The 20,356-nt window shown below is 60.3% G+C and carries 16 protein-coding genes; 10 read left to right on the top strand and 6 right to left on the bottom strand.

What is annotated here, in order from left to right:
• Nucleotides 1–21: 21 nt before the first annotated feature.
• A complete protein-coding gene (locus DD235_RS04475; RefSeq protein ID WP_239990026.1) occupies nucleotides 22–2,457 on the top strand; it encodes a TonB-dependent siderophore receptor in 2,436 nt (811 codons plus the stop codon).
• Nucleotides 2,458–2,547: 90 nt separating this feature from the next.
• Nucleotides 2,548–3,552: an adenosine deaminase gene (locus DD235_RS04470; RefSeq protein WP_109060798.1), complete on the top strand. Its 1,005-nt coding sequence runs from the start codon at nucleotides 2,548–2,550 to the stop codon at nucleotides 3,550–3,552.
• 2 nt (nucleotides 3,553–3,554) lie between these two features.
• Here the strand turns inward: DD235_RS04470 and DD235_RS04465 are convergent, their stop codons facing one another.
• Nucleotides 3,555–5,480: a methyl-accepting chemotaxis protein gene (locus tag DD235_RS04465; RefSeq protein ID WP_109060797.1), complete on the bottom strand. Its 1,926-nt coding sequence runs from the start codon at nucleotides 5,478–5,480 to the stop codon at nucleotides 3,555–3,557.
• A 140-nt stretch (nucleotides 5,481–5,620) separates the two neighbouring features.
• On the opposite strand from DD235_RS04465, the gene DD235_RS04460 reads away from it, so the two are divergent.
• Both DD235_RS04460 and DD235_RS04455 read left to right on the top strand, forming a co-directional pair.
• The gene (locus tag DD235_RS04460) at nucleotides 5,621–6,565 is read left to right on the top strand and encodes a D-2-hydroxyacid dehydrogenase family protein (RefSeq protein ID WP_109060796.1); all 945 of its coding nucleotides are present in this window, start codon (nucleotides 5,621–5,623) and stop codon (nucleotides 6,563–6,565) included.
• Nucleotides 6,566–6,585: 20 nt separating this feature from the next.
• On the top strand, nucleotides 6,586–6,876 hold the full coding sequence (locus tag DD235_RS04455; protein WP_109060795.1) for a DUF2218 domain-containing protein: 291 nt from the start codon (nucleotides 6,586–6,588) through the stop codon (nucleotides 6,874–6,876).
• Here DD235_RS04455 and cadR read toward each other — a convergent pair.
• A complete protein-coding gene (gene cadR, locus DD235_RS04450; RefSeq protein ID WP_109060794.1) occupies nucleotides 6,863–7,288 on the bottom strand; it encodes a Cd(II)/Pb(II)-responsive transcriptional regulator in 426 nt (141 codons plus the stop codon). The genes DD235_RS04455 and cadR overlap by 14 nt on opposite strands.
• Nucleotides 7,289–7,379: 91 nt before the next feature.
• On the opposite strand from cadR, the gene DD235_RS04445 reads away from it, so the two are divergent.
• On the top strand, nucleotides 7,380–9,695 hold the full coding sequence (locus DD235_RS04445) for a heavy metal translocating P-type ATPase (RefSeq protein ID WP_239990025.1): 2,316 nt from the start codon (nucleotides 7,380–7,382) through the stop codon (nucleotides 9,693–9,695).
• On the opposite strand, the gene DD235_RS04435 is transcribed toward DD235_RS04445, so the two are convergent.
• Nucleotides 9,689–10,372, bottom strand: coding sequence for a DUF502 domain-containing protein (locus DD235_RS04435; RefSeq protein ID WP_109060793.1), 684 nt, complete (start codon nucleotides 10,370–10,372; stop codon nucleotides 9,689–9,691). The genes DD235_RS04445 and DD235_RS04435 overlap by 7 nt on opposite strands.
• 134 nt (nucleotides 10,373–10,506) lie before the next feature.
• On the opposite strand from DD235_RS04435, the gene rdgB reads away from it, so the two are divergent.
• From rdgB to ntrC, 5 genes are all read left to right on the top strand, one after another.
• Entirely contained in the window at nucleotides 10,507–11,127 is a 621-nt protein-coding gene (gene rdgB / locus DD235_RS04430; protein ID WP_109060792.1) for an RdgB/HAM1 family non-canonical purine NTP pyrophosphatase, read from the top strand.
• Between the two features lie 38 nt (nucleotides 11,128–11,165).
• A complete protein-coding gene (gene hemW / locus DD235_RS04425; protein ID WP_239990044.1) occupies nucleotides 11,166–12,353 on the top strand; it encodes a radical SAM family heme chaperone HemW in 1,188 nt (395 codons plus the stop codon).
• A gap of 272 nt (nucleotides 12,354–12,625) precedes the next feature.
• A complete protein-coding gene (glnA, locus tag DD235_RS04420) occupies nucleotides 12,626–14,038 on the top strand; it encodes a type I glutamate--ammonia ligase (protein WP_109060791.1) in 1,413 nt (470 codons plus the stop codon).
• Nucleotides 14,039–14,072: 34 nt separating this feature from the next.
• Nucleotides 14,073–15,125, top strand: coding sequence for a nitrogen regulation protein NR(II) (glnL, locus tag DD235_RS04415; protein WP_109060790.1), 1,053 nt, complete (start codon nucleotides 14,073–14,075; stop codon nucleotides 15,123–15,125).
• Complete coding sequence (ntrC, locus tag DD235_RS04410; protein ID WP_109060789.1) at nucleotides 15,122–16,654, top strand: nitrogen regulation protein NR(I); 1,533 nt, start codon at nucleotides 15,122–15,124, stop codon at nucleotides 16,652–16,654. The genes glnL and ntrC overlap by 4 nt, the downstream gene beginning before the upstream one ends.
• 39 nt (nucleotides 16,655–16,693) lie before the next feature.
• On the opposite strand, the gene DD235_RS04405 is transcribed toward ntrC, so the two are convergent.
• Genes DD235_RS04405 through DD235_RS04395 form a run of 3 tightly spaced genes read right to left on the bottom strand, consistent with a single transcriptional unit; the run spans nucleotide 16,694 to nucleotide 20,229 of the window.
• Complete coding sequence (locus DD235_RS04405; protein WP_109060788.1) at nucleotides 16,694–17,530, bottom strand: ABC transporter ATP-binding protein; 837 nt, start codon at nucleotides 17,528–17,530, stop codon at nucleotides 16,694–16,696.
• 16 nt (nucleotides 17,531–17,546) lie between these two features.
• Complete coding sequence (locus DD235_RS04400) at nucleotides 17,547–19,196, bottom strand: ABC transporter permease (RefSeq protein ID WP_239990024.1); 1,650 nt, start codon at nucleotides 19,194–19,196, stop codon at nucleotides 17,547–17,549.
• A gap of 1 nt (nucleotide 19,197) precedes the next feature.
• Nucleotides 19,198–20,229 (bottom strand): Fe(3+) ABC transporter substrate-binding protein, encoded by a 1,032-nt coding sequence (locus DD235_RS04395; RefSeq protein WP_109060786.1) that lies wholly within the window; start codon nucleotides 20,227–20,229, stop codon nucleotides 19,198–19,200.
• Nucleotides 20,230–20,356: the final 127 nt, after the last annotated feature.

Below are 20,356 nucleotides of genomic sequence, written 5' to 3'. Positions count from 1 at the left end.
GCAACCTCACAAGGACTCGACATGGTTTCCCGTTTTTCCATTCGTCCGGTATTCAACCGGGCTCCCCTTGCCGCCGCGATCGGCATGGCACTGGTGCTGTTGCCTGCCTTGTCGCCTTGGACCAGCCAGACGGCTCTGGCGCAGACGGCCCAGCATCCGGACGGTATTCGCACCTATGACGTGTCGGCAGGGCCGTTGCAGCAAGTACTCAACGATTTCGCACGCCAGTCCGGCGTGGCGCTGGTGATGGATGCCGGGGCCCTCGAGGGCCGGACGGGAGCAGGCTTGCAGGGGCGTCATTCGATTGCCGAGGGTTTTCGCCTGTTGCTGGCAGGATCAGGCTATGCAGCCGTGCGCACGGCCGATGGCTACATCCTGGAGCCACGCCACGAAAATACGTCATCGGAGACCGTACAGTCACTGGAGCAGGTCACGGTCATGGCCAATGCGCTGGGTGACATCACAGAAGGCAGTGGTTCCTATACCCCCGGTACGATTGCCACCGCAACCCGCATGGTACTGACGCCGCGCGAAACACCGCAGTCCATCAGCGTGGTCACACGCCAGAGCATGGATGATTTCAACCTGACCTCGATTGACGATGTGATCCGTCATACGCCGGGTGTCAATATCGTGACCTATGACAGTGAACGGACACAATACCTGGCACGTGGCTTTGCGATCCAGAATTTCCAGTATGACGGCATGCCGATGGAGCGCAATTCAGCCTATTCGGCAGGCAATACGTTGAGCGATATGGCGATCTATGATCGCGTTGAGGTGCTCAAGGGGGCCACAGGGCTATTGACCGGCAGCGGCGATCCCGGAGCAACGCTCAACCTGATCCGCAAAAAGCCTACTCGTGATTTCCAGGGGCACCTGAGTGCTGCTGCCGGTTCATGGGATACCTACAGGACCGAGCTGGATGTGGGCGGTCCGCTCGATGCCTCGGGCCGAATCCGGGGCCGGGCAGTGGCAGCCTGGCAGGACAAGCACGCCGAGGTCGATCGCTATTCACGACGCAGCACGGTGTTCTACGGTATCGCTGAAGTCGATCTCACGCCCGATACGTTGCTGACGCTGGGCGCGGACTGGCAGGATAATGATCCCAAGGCGTCGAGCTGGGGTGGTATCCCGATCTACGACAGCAATGGCAATTTCAATGACATGCCGCGTTCATTCAACAATGGTGCCAACTGGAGCCGTTGGGAACAGTACACGCGCAGCGCCTTTGCCACTCTGGAGCATCATTTCGACAACGGCTGGATGGCCAAGCTGCAGCTCAACCACCAGATCAATGGCTACGATGCCGCGCTGGGCGCAGCAGCCGCCGGCAATCCCGACCCCGCCAATGGATCGGGTACGAGTCTCTGGCTGGGGCGCTACAAGGGCAAGACGACCAGCAATGCAGGGGATTTCTATGCCAGCGGTCCATATGAGTTGTTTGGCCGCGAGCACGAGCTGGTGCTGGGTGGCAGCATTTCGCGCCGTGTCTGGCGCAATACCGGGCGGGGGGCACAGACTGGATATAACAATGCCGTTGCTGACTACTACCAGTGGAACGGCAACGTGCCCGAGCCTGACTGGTCGCAGGGCAGTGTCTTTACCAATCATGAAGTGACCCGAGAAAACGGCCTCTATGCCTCGACCCGGCTCAATCTGCATGATGATTTCAAGCTGATCCTTGGCGCACGCCTTGCCAATTACAAGCGTGAGGATATCCGTGAGTCCGACATGGTCGTGCCTTATCTGGGGGCTGTCTATGATCTGAATCGCAATTTCTCGGTGTATGCCAGCTATACCAGTATCTTCAAGCCACAGTCAGAACAGACAGAATCAGGCAGTACGTTGGACCCGCTCAAGGGAGAGAATTATGAGGCGGGCATCAAGGCCGAATTTCTGGACGGACGCCTGAATGCCAGCCTGGCGGTATTCCAGCTCCAACAGGATAATTATGCGGTGGCAACAGGGGGCAGAACACCCAGCGGTGGCGATGCTTTCCGGGCAGTACAGGGCGTCAAGACCAAGGGTTTCGAGGCCGAGATTTCAGGTCAGTTGACGCCGAACTGGCAGATCCAGGCCGGCTACAACCATCAGGTGGCACGACAGGATGGTGAAAAAATCTCGACCATTTCGCCTGAACATCAGTTCATGCTCTACACCAGCTATCGCTTCGAGGGTGACCTGCGTGGCCTGACACTGGGTGGTGGCGCGCGCTGGCAGAGCAAGACCTGGGGGGATGTGTACCGACCGACCGCCGGCACGGTACGCCACACCATCAATGGCTACTGGCTGTTCGATGCCATGGCCCGCTATCAGTTCAACAAGAAGTTGTCTGCTTCACTTACCGTGAACAACATCTTCGACAAGAAGTATTACACGATGATGGACTTCTATAGTACCTATACCTGGGGCGAGCCACGCAGCGCAATGCTGAACGTGCGCTACGATTTCTGAACGCTACGAGCGGTACGACAGATGAGGCCGGCACTTGCCTGACGCATTTGCCGGCCCGTTGCTAAAATCGGCGCTCCCCAAGGAGCACTCATGAATCTGGAAGAATTTGTCATCGCCTTGCCCAAGGCCGAACTGCACCTGCATATCGAAGGCACGTTGGAGCCCGAAATGATGTTCGAGCTGGCCCGCCGTAACGCGGTGCCACTCCCCTGGGACAGCGTCGAGGCGACGCGAGTGGCCTATGATTTCAGTAACCTGCAGAGCTTTCTGGATCTGTACTATGCCGGCGCGGCCGTGCTGCTGCATGAGCAGGATTTCCATGACCTGGCGCTGGCTTATCTGGAGCGAGCCCACGCAGATGGCGTGGTGCATGCCGAGCTGTTCTTCGACCCGCAGACCCATACGCTGCGCAGCGTGCCTTTCTCCACGGTCCTGGATGGATTGGAGCGCGCCTGCGTCGAGGCGCAGCAACGCTGGGGCATGAGCACGCGCCTGATCATGAGTTTTTTGCGACACCTGAGCGAGGAAGACGGTTTCGCCACGCTGGACGAGGCGCGACCGCACCTGCATCGTCTCCATGGCGTGGGACTGGACTCATCGGAGCTGGGACACCCCCCCTCCAAGTTCGAGCGCCTGTTTGCCGAATGCCGCAGGCTGGGCCTGCCGGTCGTCGCGCATGCAGGTGAGGAGGGGCCGCCCGAATATATTTTCGAAGCCCTGGACCTGCTGCAGAGCCAGCGCATCGACCATGGTGTGCGTGCCAGCGAGGATCCCGCCCTGATGGCACGGCTGGCACGTGAACAGATTCCGCTGACGGTCTGCCCATTTTCGAATGTCCGGTTGCGGGTATTCGATACGCTGGCCGAGCACAACCTCAAAACTTTGCTCGACGCTGGCCTGAATGTGTCGATCAACTCGGATGATCCAGCCTATTTCGGCGGCTATGTAGCGCAGAACTACATCGACACGGCAGCGGCGCTGTCGTTGAGCCGTGCCGAGATCAAGCGCATCGCACGCAACAGCCTGCAGGCAAGCTTCGTGAGCGATGCACAGCGCCGTCCCTGGCTGGAGCGGCTGGACAGCCTGCCTGACTGAGTTCAGGCGGTGGCGAGTTTTTGCAGCAGTGTCAATTGTTCGACGGCGTCCTGCATTGCGTCCATGCTGTGCGTCAGGTCCTTGAGCTTGTCGAGACTGGTGACCAGACTTTGCCTGTCCTGATCGGTTTCGGCCCCCATCCGGGCGATCTGGTCGGCTGCCGAAATGCTCTGGTTGGCCATTTGCTGTGTTGCCGTCAAGGTATGTTCGGCAATGTCGCGGATGCGGATGATGGTGTCCGTTACTTCCTGGACACTGCGTGATGTGGCACCGACCTGCTCCTTGGAGGATGAAGCGAGCCGGCGAACCTCATCTGCCACGACGGCAAAACCGCGTCCTGCTTCGCCTGCCCGTGCCGCCTCGACGGCGGCATTGAGTGCCAGCAGATTGGTATGGTCGGCAATGGCGTTGATGCCCTGGGTAATCCGGCCGATACTCGACGAAATCCGCTCCAGTTCATCGAGCCCGCTTTTCAGGCGCTCCTGGGCGGCCTGGCTGTCCGTGGCGGAAGCACTGATGGCGCGAATGCTGGATTGCGCCACGTCAAGGGTTTCGTTCTGTCTCAGCGTGGCCTGTTCGAGGTGTGGCATGGCGGTCAGCAGTGGTGCCACGGCCTGTTCGTAAGCGACAACCTGGCGGATCACGCCTGACTGGATGTCGTTCAGTGCTTCCCAGCGTCTCAGTGCACGCTCGGTATAGTGATCGGCATAGGTGGCATACTCCACCGGAAAATGCGTCATGGCCTTGGCATCGTGATCGAAAAAGGCCAGTGCCGACAGCGTCTGGTTGATCGGTACACCCAGGATTTCACCAAAGCTCGAGAAGCCTGCTGCCACTGTATCGCCGAACAGTTCGGCCTGCTCCAGGCGTGCCAGGTTGCCCATGCGGCGCAGGACGCAGTCGTTGAGGAGCAGGGCGGCTGGTTGTCCGTGTTGGCCGACGAAGTTGCGCCAGTCTTGCCGGGTTCCTTCGACGAAATCCGTGGCCTGCAGCAGATGCAGCCGGTCGCCGAACTCCAGGTCGCAGAAAAAGGTCAGCCGATCGGCATGGATACGGGCGATCGAGCGAATGAAATATTCATCACGGACCTTGACGCCGAAAGTCTTGCCCTCGAGGTGTTCGCTCAGTTGGGCCTGACTGCAGCCCAGGTGTTCTGCCAGCGCCTCCAGGATAGGCTGTGGCCTGCCGTGGCGATCAAAGACCGAAGTCACGGTACGGGTCACGGGATCGGCCTGGGCAATCAGCCAGCTTTGCCCGGTCGGCTGAAAGTTCTGGCTCTTGAACGGGGCGAAGGATTTACCTTCGGCCATCTGGCAGAAGACAATCAAGGCCTGGCCGTTCAGAGTGGTTGCACCGGCAGCGATGCCGGTTCCGCTGAAATCCAGCTTGCCGCCGGCAGAGCCACCGATCGCCAGGCAGGGAAAACGACCGCTGGCGTACCAGGCCTGCATCAGGAACCCCTCCGAAGCAGACAGACCATCGCAATAGATCAACGCAAAGGTGCGTTCCGCCGACAAAGGCATGGCGATGCGCAGTCTGTCCAGTTCCTGGCGGATGGCCTGGATGCGCTGACGTGCATTGGCCGGCCCGCCGGTATGTAGATTGACGGTGTGGATTTCGTGCTGTGCTACCAGTGTCTGCGGCAGCCAAAGCCAACTGCCCTGGCGACCGTTCATGTCGCAATAGACCGAGCCGCTGCGCTGGCTGCGCAAGGCACCGGTGGATGAGAGTGCTACAACTGTGCGGCCATCTCCTGCAAGTTGCTGCCAGGCCGCATTGGTACGAGAGAAAGGTGCTTCAGGTGGAACGAACGCCAGCAACAGGCCCGGACGATTCGGCAGACCAAGTCCGCCGATGGAGGCAGGAACATGGTCGCAATGGTATGTACCGCTTTGTGGGCGTGTTCGATGCAGGAAATTCAGGCGCATGATGGCGTATTCCAAATGCTGAAGTGTTTTTTAACAAACGATAACATTTTTATTTTAAACCCTAGCGGAAGAATGGTCATTGCCTGTCCGCCTGAATATCTGCCTTATGTTCCCGTATCAGCCCCCTTGTCGGAGTTTTTATGAAAATCGCTGTCCTGGATGACTATCAGCGTGTTGCGCCAACCTTTGCCGATTGGTCGCGCCTGCCTGCCGACTGCGAGGTGGTGTTCTTTGACCAGCCTCTGCGTGAAGAGGATGCCCGTGAGGCACTGGGCGACGCCGAAGTCATCGTGGCAATGCGCGAACGCATGGCATTTCCGGCCGAATTGCTGGAAGCCTTGCCGGCGTTGCGATTGCTGGTGACGACCGGTATGCGCAATGCCGCCATCGATGTCGCTGCCTGCAAGTCGCGAGGGATCGTTGTTTCGGGTACACGCGCTCAGGGCAGTCCGGCAGCTGAATTGGCCTGGGCGTTGCTGCTGGCGTTGCACAAACGGATCGTCAAGGAAGACCGGGCCTTGCGTGATGGCCGCTGGCAAACGCAACTGAGCCTCTCTCTGGAGGGGCGGACGCTGGGGCTGGTCGGCCTGGGCAAGCTGGGTAGCAGGATGGCGCGGGTAGGGCAGGCGTTCGGCATGGAGGTGCTGGCCTGGAGTCCCAACCTGACCGATGAACGAGCAAGCCAGGTGGGCGTGCAACGGGTCAACAAGGCCGCGCTGTTCGAGCGCGCTGATGCGGTGTCCCTGCATCTGGTCCTGAGCGAACGAACGCATGGGATCGTCGATGCCGACAGCATTGCGCGGATGCCGGCACATGCCTATTTCATCAATACATCACGGGCCGGGCTGGTAGACGAGGCAGCCCTGTTTGCCGCACTGCACGAGGGCAGGATCGCCGGGGCCGGGCTGGATGTCTATGCCGACGAGCCATTGTCACCAGGCAACCCTTATATTGCACTGCCCAATACCGTGCTCAGTCCGCACATCGGCTATGCTACCGAGGAGAACTACCGGATCTACTACCCGGATGCGGTCGAGGATATCCTTGCCTGGCTGCAGGGCACACCGATCCGGTTGCTGGACTGATTTTTCTAGGAGATTGCTGTATGGCGACATCGATCGCACACGTCAAGACTGCGCAGGGCAAACGCTATCTGTTCAAGCTCTGCAAGCACTGGTCGCACAAGTTTGAAGTTGTTTCGACCGAGACGCATGCCGAGATTCCGTTCGATGCACAGGCGCGTGCGGTATTCGATGCGGATGACGAAGGTCTCGTGCTGCAGGCGATCCACGAGGACGTCGAGCGCCTGGAGTGGCTGCAAGGCGTGATCGCCACCCATCTGCAGCGCTTTGCGCTGGATGAGCCGCTGGAGATCAACTGGGTCAGGCAGGACTGACCGCTGTTTCGCAGGAACAGTGTTCCAGCCCCTGGATGATGCCGCAGTTCTCGACCGGGTGAGAGCCGCTGCATTGTCCGCGCAGGTCCTGCAGGCGCTGCTTGAGTGACAGCAAGGTGGCGATCTGTGTTTCCAGCCTGTCGATATGCGTGTCGAGCAGCGCATTGACATGGGCGCAATCCTGCTCGGGTGTATCCTTGTAGGCCAGCAGCGTCTGTATTTCTTCCAGGGAAATGTCCAGCATACGACAATGCCGTATGAAATGCAGCCGCTCGATATGGTTGTCGTTGTAGAGCCGATAATTGCCGCTGCTGCGCAATGGTGCGGGCAACAGGCCGGCCTGTTCGTAGTAGCGGATGGTCTCGACAGTGCAGTGCGTTTGCCGGGCAAGTTCGCCGATTTTGAGTGTCATGGTGTAGCGTTCCTGTTTGTGCTTGACTCTAAAGTCGCTTCAGGGTTTCTAATGATCATACGCAAGATCGGCTCTACAGGAAACCCCCGCCATGACACAGCCACTCGAACACTCACGGATACGCATCGATCAGATGGATTGCCCGTCTGAAGAGGCTTTGATCCGCAATCGCCTGCGCGGCATGGAGAGCGTGCGTGAGCTCGACTTCAACCTGGTTCAACGCGTATTGACTGTCAGGCATGAGGCCGGCGGCCTGCCCCCCATCCTGCAGGCATTGACGGATATCGGCCTGGCAGGGGTGCCCGAACAGGAGGGGGCACCCCGTACTGCGCCACCCATGACCCGGATTCCTCCGGGCCTGATCGTGGCCGGCGTTGCGGCGCTCGGTGCCGAAGTGGCACATTGGCTGGATGCGCCGGGCTGGTTGGTACTGGTGCTGGCGATCGTATCCATTGGTCTGTGCGGCTTGAGTACCTATCGCAAGGGCTGGCTGGCGCTCCGCAGCCTCAATCTCAACATGAATGCCCTGATGAGCATTGCCGTGACAGGAGCCGTGCTGATCGGCCAGTGGCCAGAGGCCGCCATGGTGATGTTTCTCTTCACCTTGGCGGAATTGATCGAGGCACGCTCGCTGGACCGCGCCCGAGCCGCCATCCATGAACTGGTTTCGCTGGCACCGGATGAAATACAACTGCGGCAGGCGGATGGCAATTGGCTGGATGTGCCTACGGCACAGGTGCCTGTCGGCAGTCTGGCACGGGCCCGGCCCGGCGAGCGGATCGCGCTTGACGGCAAGGTGGTAGAGGGAGCCTCGGCCGTTGACCAGTCACCAATTACCGGCGAAAGCGTGCCGGTCGACAAGCGGCCAGGCGACATGCTCTATGCCGGCAGCATCAATACTTCGGGCATGCTGGTGTTCGAAACGGTGTCCACCAGTCAGGATTCGACGCTGGCACGCGTGGCCGAAGCGGTCGAAAGCGCCCAGGGCAGCAAGGCACCGACTCAGCGTTTTGTCGATAGTTTCGCACGCTACTACACGCCGGCAGTATTTCTGGTGGCGCTGCTGGTGGCTGTCGTACCACCACTGGCCTTCGGCATGCCCTGGCTGGATGCACTTTACCGCGCGCTGGTGCTGCTGGTGATCGCCTGCCCATGCGCACTGGTGATTTCCACCCCGGTGACCATTGTCAGCGGGCTGGCAACGGCCGCCCGGCAGGGAATTCTCATCAAGGGTGGTGCCTATCTGGAAACGGCTCGCATGTTGTCCTGGGCTGCCTTTGACAAGACCGGCACCATTACCCAGGGACGCCCGACCCAGCTCGATATGGGTTGTTTCGAGGGTGCGACGCTCGATCCGACGCAGGCTCAGCGACTGGGTGGCAGCCTGGCGACACAGTCGGATCATCCGGTATCGCAGGCCATTGCGGCACAGGCACGGCAGAATGGGTTGGTGATCGATGCGGTCGAACAGTTCGCAGCCATTCCCGGAGGCGGCATCGAAGGGGTGATTGGCGGGCAGCGCTGGTTGCTCGGCAACGCCCGCCTGATGCGGGAATCCGGCATCGTGCTGGATGCCGTGCTGGCTCAGATCGATGCGGCCGAACGGGCTGGCCGGACGGTGGTCTTGCTGGCAGCCGGCAGCCGGGTTCAGGCCTGGTTTGGTGTGGCAGATCAGATCAAGCCCAGCAGCCGGGAGGCGCTGGCAACGCTGCATGGCATGGGCGTGAAAACCATGATGCTGAGTGGCGACAACCCACATGTGGCGGCAGTGATTGCGGAGTCGGTGGGCCTGGATGACGTGCGTGCCGGCCTGCTGCCGGAAGACAAGCAGGCTGTGATTCGCACGCTGCAGGCGCAGGGAAGTCGCGTGGCCATGGTAGGTGATGGCATCAATGATGCGCCCGCGCTGGCCCAGGCCGATGTAGGCATTGCGATGGGTGCGCTGGGCTCGGATATCGCGATTGCCTCTGCCGATGTGGCCATCATGGATGACGATCTGCGCAAATTGCCACAATTGGTGGCCCTGTCACGCAAGACATCTCGTATCCTGGTTCAGAACATTACGCTGGCGCTGTCGATCAAGGCAGTATTCGTCGCCCTCGCCTTTGCGGGGCAGGCCACCATGTGGATGGCCGTATTCGCCGATATGGGGGCCAGCCTGTTGGTGGTCTTCAATGGTCTGAGGCTGCTGGGGCGCCGGCCATCTGCCAGTCGGGCGGCCGTCCCTGCACATGACCATCAGCATGACCACTCGCACGATCATGCCGAAGTGCAATCCGGGCATCACCATGGTCACGATCATAACGACCGTGAGCATGCGCATTCGCATGAACATGCCCACGACCATGCTCCTATGGCCGCAGCAAAAACACCCGTGGCAGAGGGCAACGGCTCAGTGCGTCATTGAGCAGGTGGCGGCGAGGGCGGCGTATTGCCGTCATGGCCTGTTGCTGGCGGGGGTTCGGGATGAATGGGCGGGACCGGCGGCATGGCCTGACTGGCATCGGCGCGTGCCATCCAGGCAATCAGCGAAGAGCGCATGGCTTCTTCGACCGACATCTGGATCGGGTGCACCCATGATTCGGGAACGAATACGGTATAGCCGCCGATCATATAGCCCATGGGCAGATAGACCGCCACCCGCGAGCCCGGCAGGAACCCCTCGGGCAGGCCTTCCATGTCACGGCGCGTGACCAGGCCGACCAGTTCGAACTGATGGCCGGGCATGCGCAGCAGCACGACCTGCTGCGATCCTGCCTTGGTGCTGCTCGAAAAATAGTCGGCAAAGTTCTTGATCGACGAATAGATGCTCTTGACGACCGGCAGGTTATTGAACGGCAGTTCGACCAGCAGAAACAGTTTCTGGATCCGCTCCAGCGAGGCCAGATAACCGATCAGCATGATGATGAGTACGCCCAGCACCAAACCCATGCCCGGAATATAGAAGTTGCCGAAGAAGGGGTGCAGCACGCTCATCGACATGTTCTCCATCCAGAACAGGAAGATGTAGAGCAGGTAAAGCGTCAGGGCCAGAGGCAGAATGGCGATGACGCCACGGAAGAAATATTTGTATAGACGGGACATGGTCCGAGGCGTGCGCAGGGGCTTGAATGGGGGCTGGAAAAAAGAACGGCAAGCATACCAAGCTTTTGTCGCCGCCTGTGGCCGTGTTGCTGCCGCAGGCTACAATTCTGGCCTGAAACAGACAAGACAGGTTGATGATGACGCTTCAATTTCCATTTTCCCGACTGGTGCTGGCTTCGAACAATGCCGGCAAGCTCAAGGAGTTCTCTGGCCTGCTTGCCCCGTACGGAGTCGAAGTCCTGCCACAGGCAGCGTTGCAGATCAGCGAGGCGGAAGAACCCTATCCCACATTCATCGAAAATGCCCTGACCAAGGCACGCCACGCCAGCCGGGCTTCCGGACTGCCGGCACTGGCCGATGACTCGGGGCTGTGCGTGCAGGCGCTTGACGGTGCGCCCGGCGTCTATTCGGCGCGCTATGCGCAACGCGCCGGAGGAGAGAAATCGGATACTGCTAACAACGTCCACTTGCTCGCACAACTGGCCGGCCGCACTGACCGCCAAGCCTGTTATGTCGCGGTGCTGGCATTGGTACGGCATGCCGAGGATCCGCTACCGCTGGTCGCACAAGGCCTTTGGCAGGGAGAAATCGCCGAGGTCCCCCGCGGCACACACGGTTTTGGCTACGACCCCTTGTTTTCCCTGGCAAGCGAAGGCTGTACCGCCGCCGAGCTGGAACCCGGCCGCAAGAACCAGATCAGCCACCGGGCGCTGGCCTGGCAGCAACTGCTGGCTCAGTTGGGTCAGACAGCATGAGCCACTCACAGGCCATGCGCGTGATTCCGCTGACGCGCATGGCGTCGGCGCATGCCGGCTCGCACCAGGGCAGGCTGCAGATGCGCAGTCTGCCGCCGTTGTCTCTGTACATCCATGTCCCCTGGTGCGTGCGCAAATGTCCCTATTGTGACTTCAACTCGCATCAGGCTGGTGCAGATTTACCCGAGGAGGCGTATCTGCAGGCGCTGCAGGCCGACCTGGAAGGGGCGCTGCCTGATATCTGGGGCCGCCAGGTCATTTCCGTCTTTATCGGCGGCGGTACGCCCAGCCTGCTGTCTGCACAGGCACTGGATCGCATACTGGCTATGGTGCGTGCGCGTCTGAACCTGTTGCCGGATGCCGAAATCACGATGGAGGCCAATCCGGGCACGGTTGAAGCGGCACGCTTTGCCGCCTATGCGGCCTCCGGCGTCAACCGCATTTCGCTGGGTATTCAGAGTTTCAATGACGCCCACTTGCAGGCCCTGGGCCGCGTGCACGACAGTGCCCAGGCACGGGCGGCGATCGAGATTGCCCTGCGATCGGTCGGTCGCGTCAATCTGGACCTGATGTACGCCTTGCCGGGGCAGAGTGAGGCACAGTGCCAAGCTGATCTTGAAACGGCCCTGAGCAGCGGGGTATCACACCTGTCGCTGTACCACCTGACACTGGAACCCAATACCGTATTTGCCAAGTACCCGCCGGTGCTGCCCGACGAGGACAGTGCCGCCGGCATGCAGGAAATGCTGGAGTCGCGCATGGCACAGGCCGGTTTCGAACGCTATGAAATCTCTGCCTATGCACGGCCGGGCCAGCAGTGTCTGCACAACCGCAACTATTGGGAATTTGGCGACTATCTTGGCATCGGCCCGGGCGCGCATGGCAAATTGACCTTCCATGACCGTATCGTGCGTCAGGCACGCCTGAAGCAGCCACAGAGCTGGATCGATGCCGCTTTGGCAGGGCAGGGTGGTCATATTGCCGAAACACGCCAGCCGGCACTGGACGAACTGCCTTTCGAGTTCATGCTCAATGCATTGCGTCTGCGTCGCGGCGTGCCTGTCGCCTGGTTCGAGGAGCGTACCGGCATTCCCCTGGCCGACATCGCCAGGATGATGGAAGAGGCTACGCGCAAGGGATTGCTGGACGCGGATCCGACCCGACTGATGGCGACACCGCTGGGATGGCGCTTCCTGAACGATTTGCAGGAAATCTTTCTGGCCTGATCTGCAGTGTTGCACTAATATGGTGCTGCCTGTGCTTGCGGCACCATTATGGTGCTTTTATTTGGTGCTGGCGCATGCAGATGGTGCAGACAACCCCGTCGTGGTCATAAAAACGCCCGGTTTGATGCATATTCTCCGTTCTTTCATGTTGGCACGCTTTTTGCTTGATAATCTGTGCCTGGGCGCTGAAGCAGCATGTTCCAGCCGGAGCATAAGGTAGAAGGCGACCTGCCATCTCACATCCGAATCGCTATTTTCTTTATGGAGCTATCATGGCGACCACTCAAGACGTTCTGAAGCAAATCGAGACGCATGAAGTCAAGTTCGTCGATTTCCGCTTCACCGATACCATCGGCCGCGAGCACCACGTGACCGTTCCCACCGGCGAAATCGATGAGGGCAAGCTCGAAAGCGGGCAGGCTTTCGACGGTTCTTCGATTCACGGCTGGAAGGGTATCGAAGCATCCGACATGATGCTTTCGCCCGACCTGAGTACCGCCCGCCTGGATCCGTTCCGTGAAGAAACCACGCTGATCCTGACCTGCGACGTGATCGAACCTTCGAACATGCAGGGCTATGATCGCGACCCCCGTTCGCTGGCCAAGCGCGCCGAAGCCTATCTGAAGTCGACCGGCATCGGCGACACGGCGTTCTTCGGTCCCGAGCCCGAGTTCTTCGTCTTCGATGGTGTGACCTGGGACAGCAATCCGTCCGGCAGCTTCGTCAAGATCCGTTCCGAAGAAGGTTCCTGGTCCACGGGTACTGATTATCCCGGTGGCAACATGGGCCATCGTCCCCGCGTCAAAGGCGGCTACTTCCCCGTTCCGCCTACCGATTCGTTCCAGGATCTGCGCTCCGAAATGAGCATCCTGCTGGAGCAGCAGGGTGTACCGGTCGAAATCCATCACCACGAAGTGGCAGGTCCCGGCCAATGTGAAATCGGCACCAAGTTCAGCACGCTGGTCGAGCGCGCCGACTGGAACCAGATCATGAAATACACGATCTGGAACGTCGCAGCCGCCTATGGCAAGACCGTGACTTTCATGCCCAAGCCCATCCTTGGTGACAACGGTTCCGGCATGCACGTGCACCAGTCGATCTGGAAGGACGGTCAGAACCTGTTTGCCGGCAATGTTTACGCCGGTCTGTCCGAGTTCGCGCTGTACTACATCGGCGGTATCATCAAGCACGCCCGCGCACTGAATGCCATCACCAATCCCGGCACCAACTCCTACAAACGTCTGGTGCCCGGCTTCGAAGCGCCGGTCAAGCTGGCCTACTCGGCACGCAACCGTTCGGCCTCGATCCGCATTCCTTACGTGGACAGCCCCAAGGCCCGTCGTATCGAAGCCCGTTTCCCGGACCCTCTGGCCAATCCCTACCTGGCATTCTCGGCCCTGATGATGGCCGGCCTGGACGGTGTGCAGAACAAGATCCACCCCGGCGATCCGGCCGACAAGAACCTGTACGACCTGCCGCCGGAAGAGGATGCCAAGATTCCGACCGTGTGCGCTTCGCTGGAAGAAGCACTGGCCGCGCTCGACAAGGACCGCGAGTTCCTGACCCGTGGCGGTGTGTTCAGCAACGACGCGATCGATGCCTACATCGCCCTCAAGATGGACGAAGTCACGCGCCTGCGCATGACGCCGCATCCTGTTGAGTTCGACCTGTACTACAGCAACTGATCCACGCATTACAACCATGACCTGGAGCGATCAAATGAACCTGGATGCGTTTGATCTGCTCGCCACATCGATCCTGCTGGTCGATGCTCAAGGGGACATCCAGTACGCCAACGGCGCGGCAGAGAACCTGCTGGGTCGTTCGCGTAAAGTCCTGCAAGGCGTAGCCTGCACCTCTTTGGTAATGGAAAGCGCCGAGCTGGACGCATCACTAAAAGAAGCATGCGCCGGTCAATTCATTGACCGGCGCCAGCTCTTCAATCTGCGTAAGGGGCATGAAACGACGCCGGTGTTCGCGTCCATCGTGGCACTCTATGAACAACCCTGGCCCGTCATGCTCGAATTGCGGGAAATCGAGCAACAACTGCTGGCCGAACGCAACCAGCAGATGTATGAACAGGCCGGCAGCAGTCGCGAATTGCTGCGAAATCTCGCGCATGAAGTCAAGAATCCGCTGGGCGGCGTGCGAGGTGCCGCGCAGTTGCTGGAAGCCGAGCTGGATGATCGTCAGCTCAAGGAATACACGCAGGTCATCATTTCGGAGGCTGATCGGCTGCAATCCCTGGTGGACCGGCTGCTGGCACCGCAGCGTGCGCCTCTGCACTTTGCCATGCTCAACATTCACGAGCTGTGCGAGAAGGCGGCCATGCTGGTGCGTGCCGAGTTCAGCCAGTACGGGCTGGATATCCGGCGTGATTACGATGCATCGATCCCCGATTTTCCCGGGGATGGTGCACGGCTGATGCAGGTGCTGCTCAACGTGATCCGCAATGCGGCACAGGTCCTGTGCGAACAGGAGCCACCTGGCGGCCTGATCACATTGCGTACCCGCGTGGCTCGTCAGCAGGTACTGATGGATCGTCGACATCGGCTGGTCCTGGTGGTGTCTGTCATTGATAACGGCCCCGGCGTGCCGCCTGAAATCCAGGAGCGCGTATTTCATCCCCTGGTGACAGGGCGCGCCAGCGGTACCGGCCTGGGCCTGAATCTGGCGCAGGACTTTGTGCAGCAACATGGCGGTGTGGTCGAGTTCGAATCCGAACCGGGGCACACCGAATTCAGAATACTTTTACCCATGGAGCGGCCATGAATACTGTATGGATCGTGGATGATGACCAGGCTATCCGATGGGTGCTGGAAAAATCCCTGATGCGGGCCGGTATCGAGTCCCGCAGCTTTTCAGATGCGGCATCGGTGCTCAAGGCCCTGGCAGAACTGCCAGGCCACGACCATCCCGGCGCGCTGATTTCAGATATTCGGATGCCCGGAGAGTCGGGACTGAATCTGCTGGAACGCCTCAAGCGGGAATATCCCGACCTGCCTGTCATCATCATGACGGCTTATACCGACCTGGACAGCACGGTGGCGGCATTCCAGGGCGGTGCTTTCGATTACCTGGCCAAGCCGTTTGATGTCAACGAGGCTGTAGCACTGATCCGTCGCGCACTGAACGAGGCAGCTCTCAATCACCAGGACGCCGAAGACGGCAGCAACCCGAACGACAGTGCCGAGTCCGGCGATGCCGGTAACGTTTCCGGTACATTTCTGCTGGGCAAGGCACCTGCAATGCAGGAAGTGTTTCGCGCCATCGGACGCCTGGCTCCGTCGCGTGCCAGTGTGCTCATCACGGGTGAATCCGGTACCGGCAAGGAATTGGTGGCGCGTGCCCTGCATGGACATGGCGCACGGTCCGGGCGGCCTTTCATCGCTCTGAATACGGCAGCTATCCCGCGTGATCTGCTGGAGGCCGAACTGTTCGGCCATGAACGCGGAGCCTTTACGGGGGCCAACTCTTTGCGTCGCGGCCGTTTCGAGGAGGCCGATGGCGGTACGCTGTTCCTCGATGAAATCGGCGACATGCCGCTGGAACTGCAGACTCGCCTGTTGCGGGTGCTGTCTGAAGGCAGTTTCTACCGGATCGGCGGTACCCAGCCGGTACAGGTCGATGTCCGCATCGTCGCAGCTACGCACCAGCCGCTGGAAACACGCGTCGCCGAGGGCAAGTTCCGTGAAGACCTGTTCCATCGACTGAACGTCATCCGGCTGCGCCTGCCGCCGCTGCGCGAACGCGCCGAGGATATTCCCGAACTAACGGCACATTTCCTGGCCATCAGTGCACGTACGCTGGGCGTGCCGGTACGCCAGCTCAGTCCGGCAGCGATGGAAGCAATGTGCGCCTACCCGTTTCCGGGCAATGTGCGCCAGCTCGAGAATTTCTGCCATTGGCTGACCGTGATGGCACCAGGGCAGATCGTGGAAGTGCATGACCTGCCGCCGGAAGTGCGCAGCAGTCTGTCGATTCTGCCTGGACAGATCGTTGACAGTCCTGTGTCTTCACAGGCTGGCGGGGGGCTGTCCGGACGTGCCGATATGGTGCGTGAAGCCATCCGCAGCGTGAATGGCCTGCCGGACTGGCATGAGATGGTGAGCCAGGAGGCGCGCGCACGGCTGCAACGCGGTGAGCCTGCTGTCATGCAGAGCATGACGCGAGAGTTCGAGCGTCTGGTGCTGGCGGCCGGGCTCGAGCATTGCCGCAATCGCCGCGTCGAGGCGGCCAGCCGGCTGGGGCTGGGACGCAACACCATCACACGCAAGTTGCGTGAGCTGGATATGGAATGAGTGTGGCTGGCCAGTAGGAATATGTATGCTCGTCGGTGGCTAGGAGTCCACAGACGACAGAATTGAGTTGGCACTTTCTCGTACGGCAGTGTCAGGGCGGGCGCGACGGAAGATTTCGTTGCGCCGGTCTTCCAGGGCATCACCATGGCGTATGAAGCGCCTGACATAATCACTGGCAGGGTGGTGGTGCAATCCGTAGGGGGTGTCCCACTGCACAATCCTGCCTTCATGCATCAGTCCGACTGAATCAGAAATGGCGAAGGCCTCGGCCTGGCTGTGCGTCACAAGCAGGGCAGTAGTACCGGTTTCCTTGAGAATGTCGCGTACTTCGAAGGCCAGGCGTTCCCGGGTATGAATATCGAGACTGGAAAAGGGTTCGTCCAGCAACAGCAGGCGAGGGCTGGGCGCCATGGCGCGAGCCAGTGCAATGCGTTGCTGCTGCCCGCCGGACAGCTCGTGCGGGTATTTGTCCAGACTGTGCTCAAGCCCGACGAGTCGGGCCATTTCCGCAATCCTGTCGGCGCGCTGTGCGGCCGGCAGACGTCGGATACCAAAACCAATATTGGCCCGGATGTCCAGATGGGGAAACAGGGCATAGTCCTGAAACATCATACCGATGCGGCGCTGTTCTGGCGGAACGAAGCAGCCGTCACCTGCCAGTTCCTGTCCATCGAGCACGATGCGTCCCGAGCGTGGCATGTCGAGCCCTGCCACGGCACGCAGAATGGTGGTCTTGCCGCAGCCGGATTCACCCAGCAGGCTGGCAATTTCCCCTGGTTCGAGACTCAGATCCAGATCATGTACCACACTGTGCCAGCGTGACCGTCCATTGGGATAAGCCAGATGCAGGTGTTCAAGAGTGAGATAGGAAGGCATGAGAAGAGGATCGTGTTTAGGGCGCAGAACGATTGACCCTGGCCAGCAGGATAACGGGCAGCAGACCGGCCAGCACGATGCCGAGTGCCGCAATGGCACCTTCTTCGTACGTGCCGCGCGCGGCTTCGGCGTACAGCCAGGTGGCCAGCGTATCGAAATTGAGTGGTCGCAGCAGCAGGGTGGCCGGCAATTCTTTCATGGTATCGACGAACACCAGCAGGGCTGCCGCGGCAATCGCGGGCCAGAGCTGCGGCAGGTGTATGCGACGCAGCAGTCCACCGGGGCGTTCGCCCAGCGTGGCGGCGGCATGGTCCAGTGATCGGGGAATACGCTCCAGACCGGATTCGATACCACCTACGGCAATCGCCATGAAACGCAGCATGTAGACAATAACCAGGCCGCCCATGGAACCCATGAGGATCAATTGCGGTGCTCGGTCGCTCCATTGCCCCAGCAGTCCGGACAGCGCGTGATCGACCGCGACCAGCGGTGCCAGCAAGCCAATGGCAAGCACCGTGCCGGGTATTGCATAGCCAAGGCTGGCAAAGCGTCCTGCCAGACCAGCAGAGGGTGCCGCGCCACTGCGCCAGGCACCGCGTCCGGCCCAGGCTACCAGCAGTCCGCAGGCAACGGTCAGTGCAGTTGCCAGAGCCGAGACTTGCAGGGTATTGATGAAACTGTCTAACAACTGTCGCGAAGGAAGCTCGTGCTGCAGGCGCTTGACTGTTTCGTGCAGCAGATGGAGGGCCGGCGCGACGAATCCCAGAATGACCGGCAACAGACAGACCAGCAGGGCCAGCAGACCAGCTCTGCGGCCCAGGCGTATCGGACGCAGGGGCTGTGCACGCCGTGCCGTGGCAAAGCGTTGGCGCCGGCGACCATGACGCTCCAGCATGATGAGCGCCAGCACGAGTACCAGCATGACCAGTGCAATCTGCGCAGCACCCGGCAGGTCCGAACGCGAAATCCAGGTGCTGTAAATTGCTACTGTCACAGTCTGGACACCCAGAAACTCGGAAGCACCGATGTCGTTCATGGCCTCCAGCAACGCCAGGCTGACACCCACTGCAATTGCCGGCCGTGCCAGAGGCAGCGCCACCCTTGCAAAAACGGTCAGTGGCCGGGCACCGAGCATGCGTGCCGCCTCGATGAGACTGGCGGCCTGGGTCTGAAACATGATCCGGGTCGTCAGGTAGACATAGGGATAGAGCACGAAACCAAGCACCAGGATACAGCCCGTCAGCGAACGGATGTCGGGCAGCCTGAGTCCTCTCGGACTGTCGATGCCCAGGATGGCTCGAAGGGTGCCCTGTATCGGTCCCAACGGGTGCATCAGGTCAACATAGGAGAATGCGATGATGTAGGAGGGAACGGCCAGCGGCAGCAGCAATGCCCAGGAGAGGATGCGCCGCCCGGGAAAGTCATAGGCCGTCACCAGCCAGGCGGTAACGGTACCCAGCAGGGTCACGATCACACCTACGGCCAATAGCAGGACCAGCGTATTGGAGAGTGCCTCGGGCAGCACGTGGCTGGCCAGATGCGTCCAGTGCGCCGGACTTCCGGACAGGGCCGAAGCCGCCAGCGAGGCAATGGGGATCAGGACACAGGCGGCGATCAGTACGGGTGGCAGTTGCCACCCGTGGCGCAAGAGACGGGACAACGACACGTCAGTTGTTGAAACCGACCTTGTCGACCAGTTCGCTGGCGAGCTTGCGATTCTTGGCGATGTCGCTGACGGGGATGGCATCAACCTGGAGTTCACCGAAGCTGGCGACGACAGGATCAAGTTCGACGCCGGCTTTGACCGGATACTCGTAATTGGCACCTGCGTAGAGTTGTTGAGCCTTGTCGGACACCAGGTATTCCAGCAACTGCACGGCCTCGGCCTTGTTGGGGGCATGACGGGCAACGGCTGCACCGCTGACATTGACATGCGTGCCGCCACCGCTGCCTTCGAAGGTCGGACGGATCACTTTGATGGCTTCGCCCCACTTGTAGTTGTCGGTACCGGGCTCGCTGTTTTTCATGCGGCCGACGTAGTAGGCATTGGCGATGCCGATATCGCAGATGCCGCCCAGGATGTCGCGCGCCACGTCGCGATCACCGCCGGTGGCCTTGCGGGCCAGGTTGTCCTTGACCCCACGCAGCCAGGTTTCGGTGGCTGCCTCGCCATGGTGCGAGATCATGGCCGCGATCAGGGCCGTGTTGTAGGGGTGCTGTCCGGAACGGATGCAGACCTTGCCCTTCCAGCGAGGATCGGCCAGGTCTTCATAGTTGAACTCGGTAATGTCCAGATCCTTGTCGGCATACAGTACGCGATCGCGCAGGGACAGGCTGAACCAGTCATTGTCGGGACTGCGCAGGTTGGCCGGAATCGTTTCCTGCAATACAGTGGACTCGATCGGCTGTGTTACGCCCCCCTCGACCAGATCGAGCAGGTTACCGATATCGACGGTCATCAGCACGTCGGCCGGCGATTTGTCGCCTTCTGCCTTGACGCGCTCGAGCAGGCCGTCCTTGAGGAAGACGGTATTGACCTTGATCTGCGTTTCACTGGTGAAACTGTCGATCAGGGGCTGGATCAGCGCAGGTTCGCGCGTGGTATAGAGATTGACTTCGGCGGCGCTGGCGGCATGGATGGGCAGGCTGAGAACGGCGGCCAGGAGGGTGGGCGACAGCAGGCGGGCAGGGATCATCATGTCTCCGTGATGGTGGCTTGAGAAAACGCAAGTCTAATAATGAATATCAATGTTATCAGTGATTTCTGCTTTATGGCAGCCTCGATATCGAGGGGCATCGCGTGAATGTTTGATCCGTGTCATGACG

The sequence above is a fragment of the Corticimicrobacter populi genome (assembly GCF_003123725.1).
Taxonomy (GTDB): domain Bacteria; phylum Pseudomonadota; class Gammaproteobacteria; order Burkholderiales; family Burkholderiaceae_B; genus Corticimicrobacter; species Corticimicrobacter populi.
Note: the sequence above shows the minus strand (reverse complement) of the source record. Positions and strands in the feature narration are given on the sequence as shown.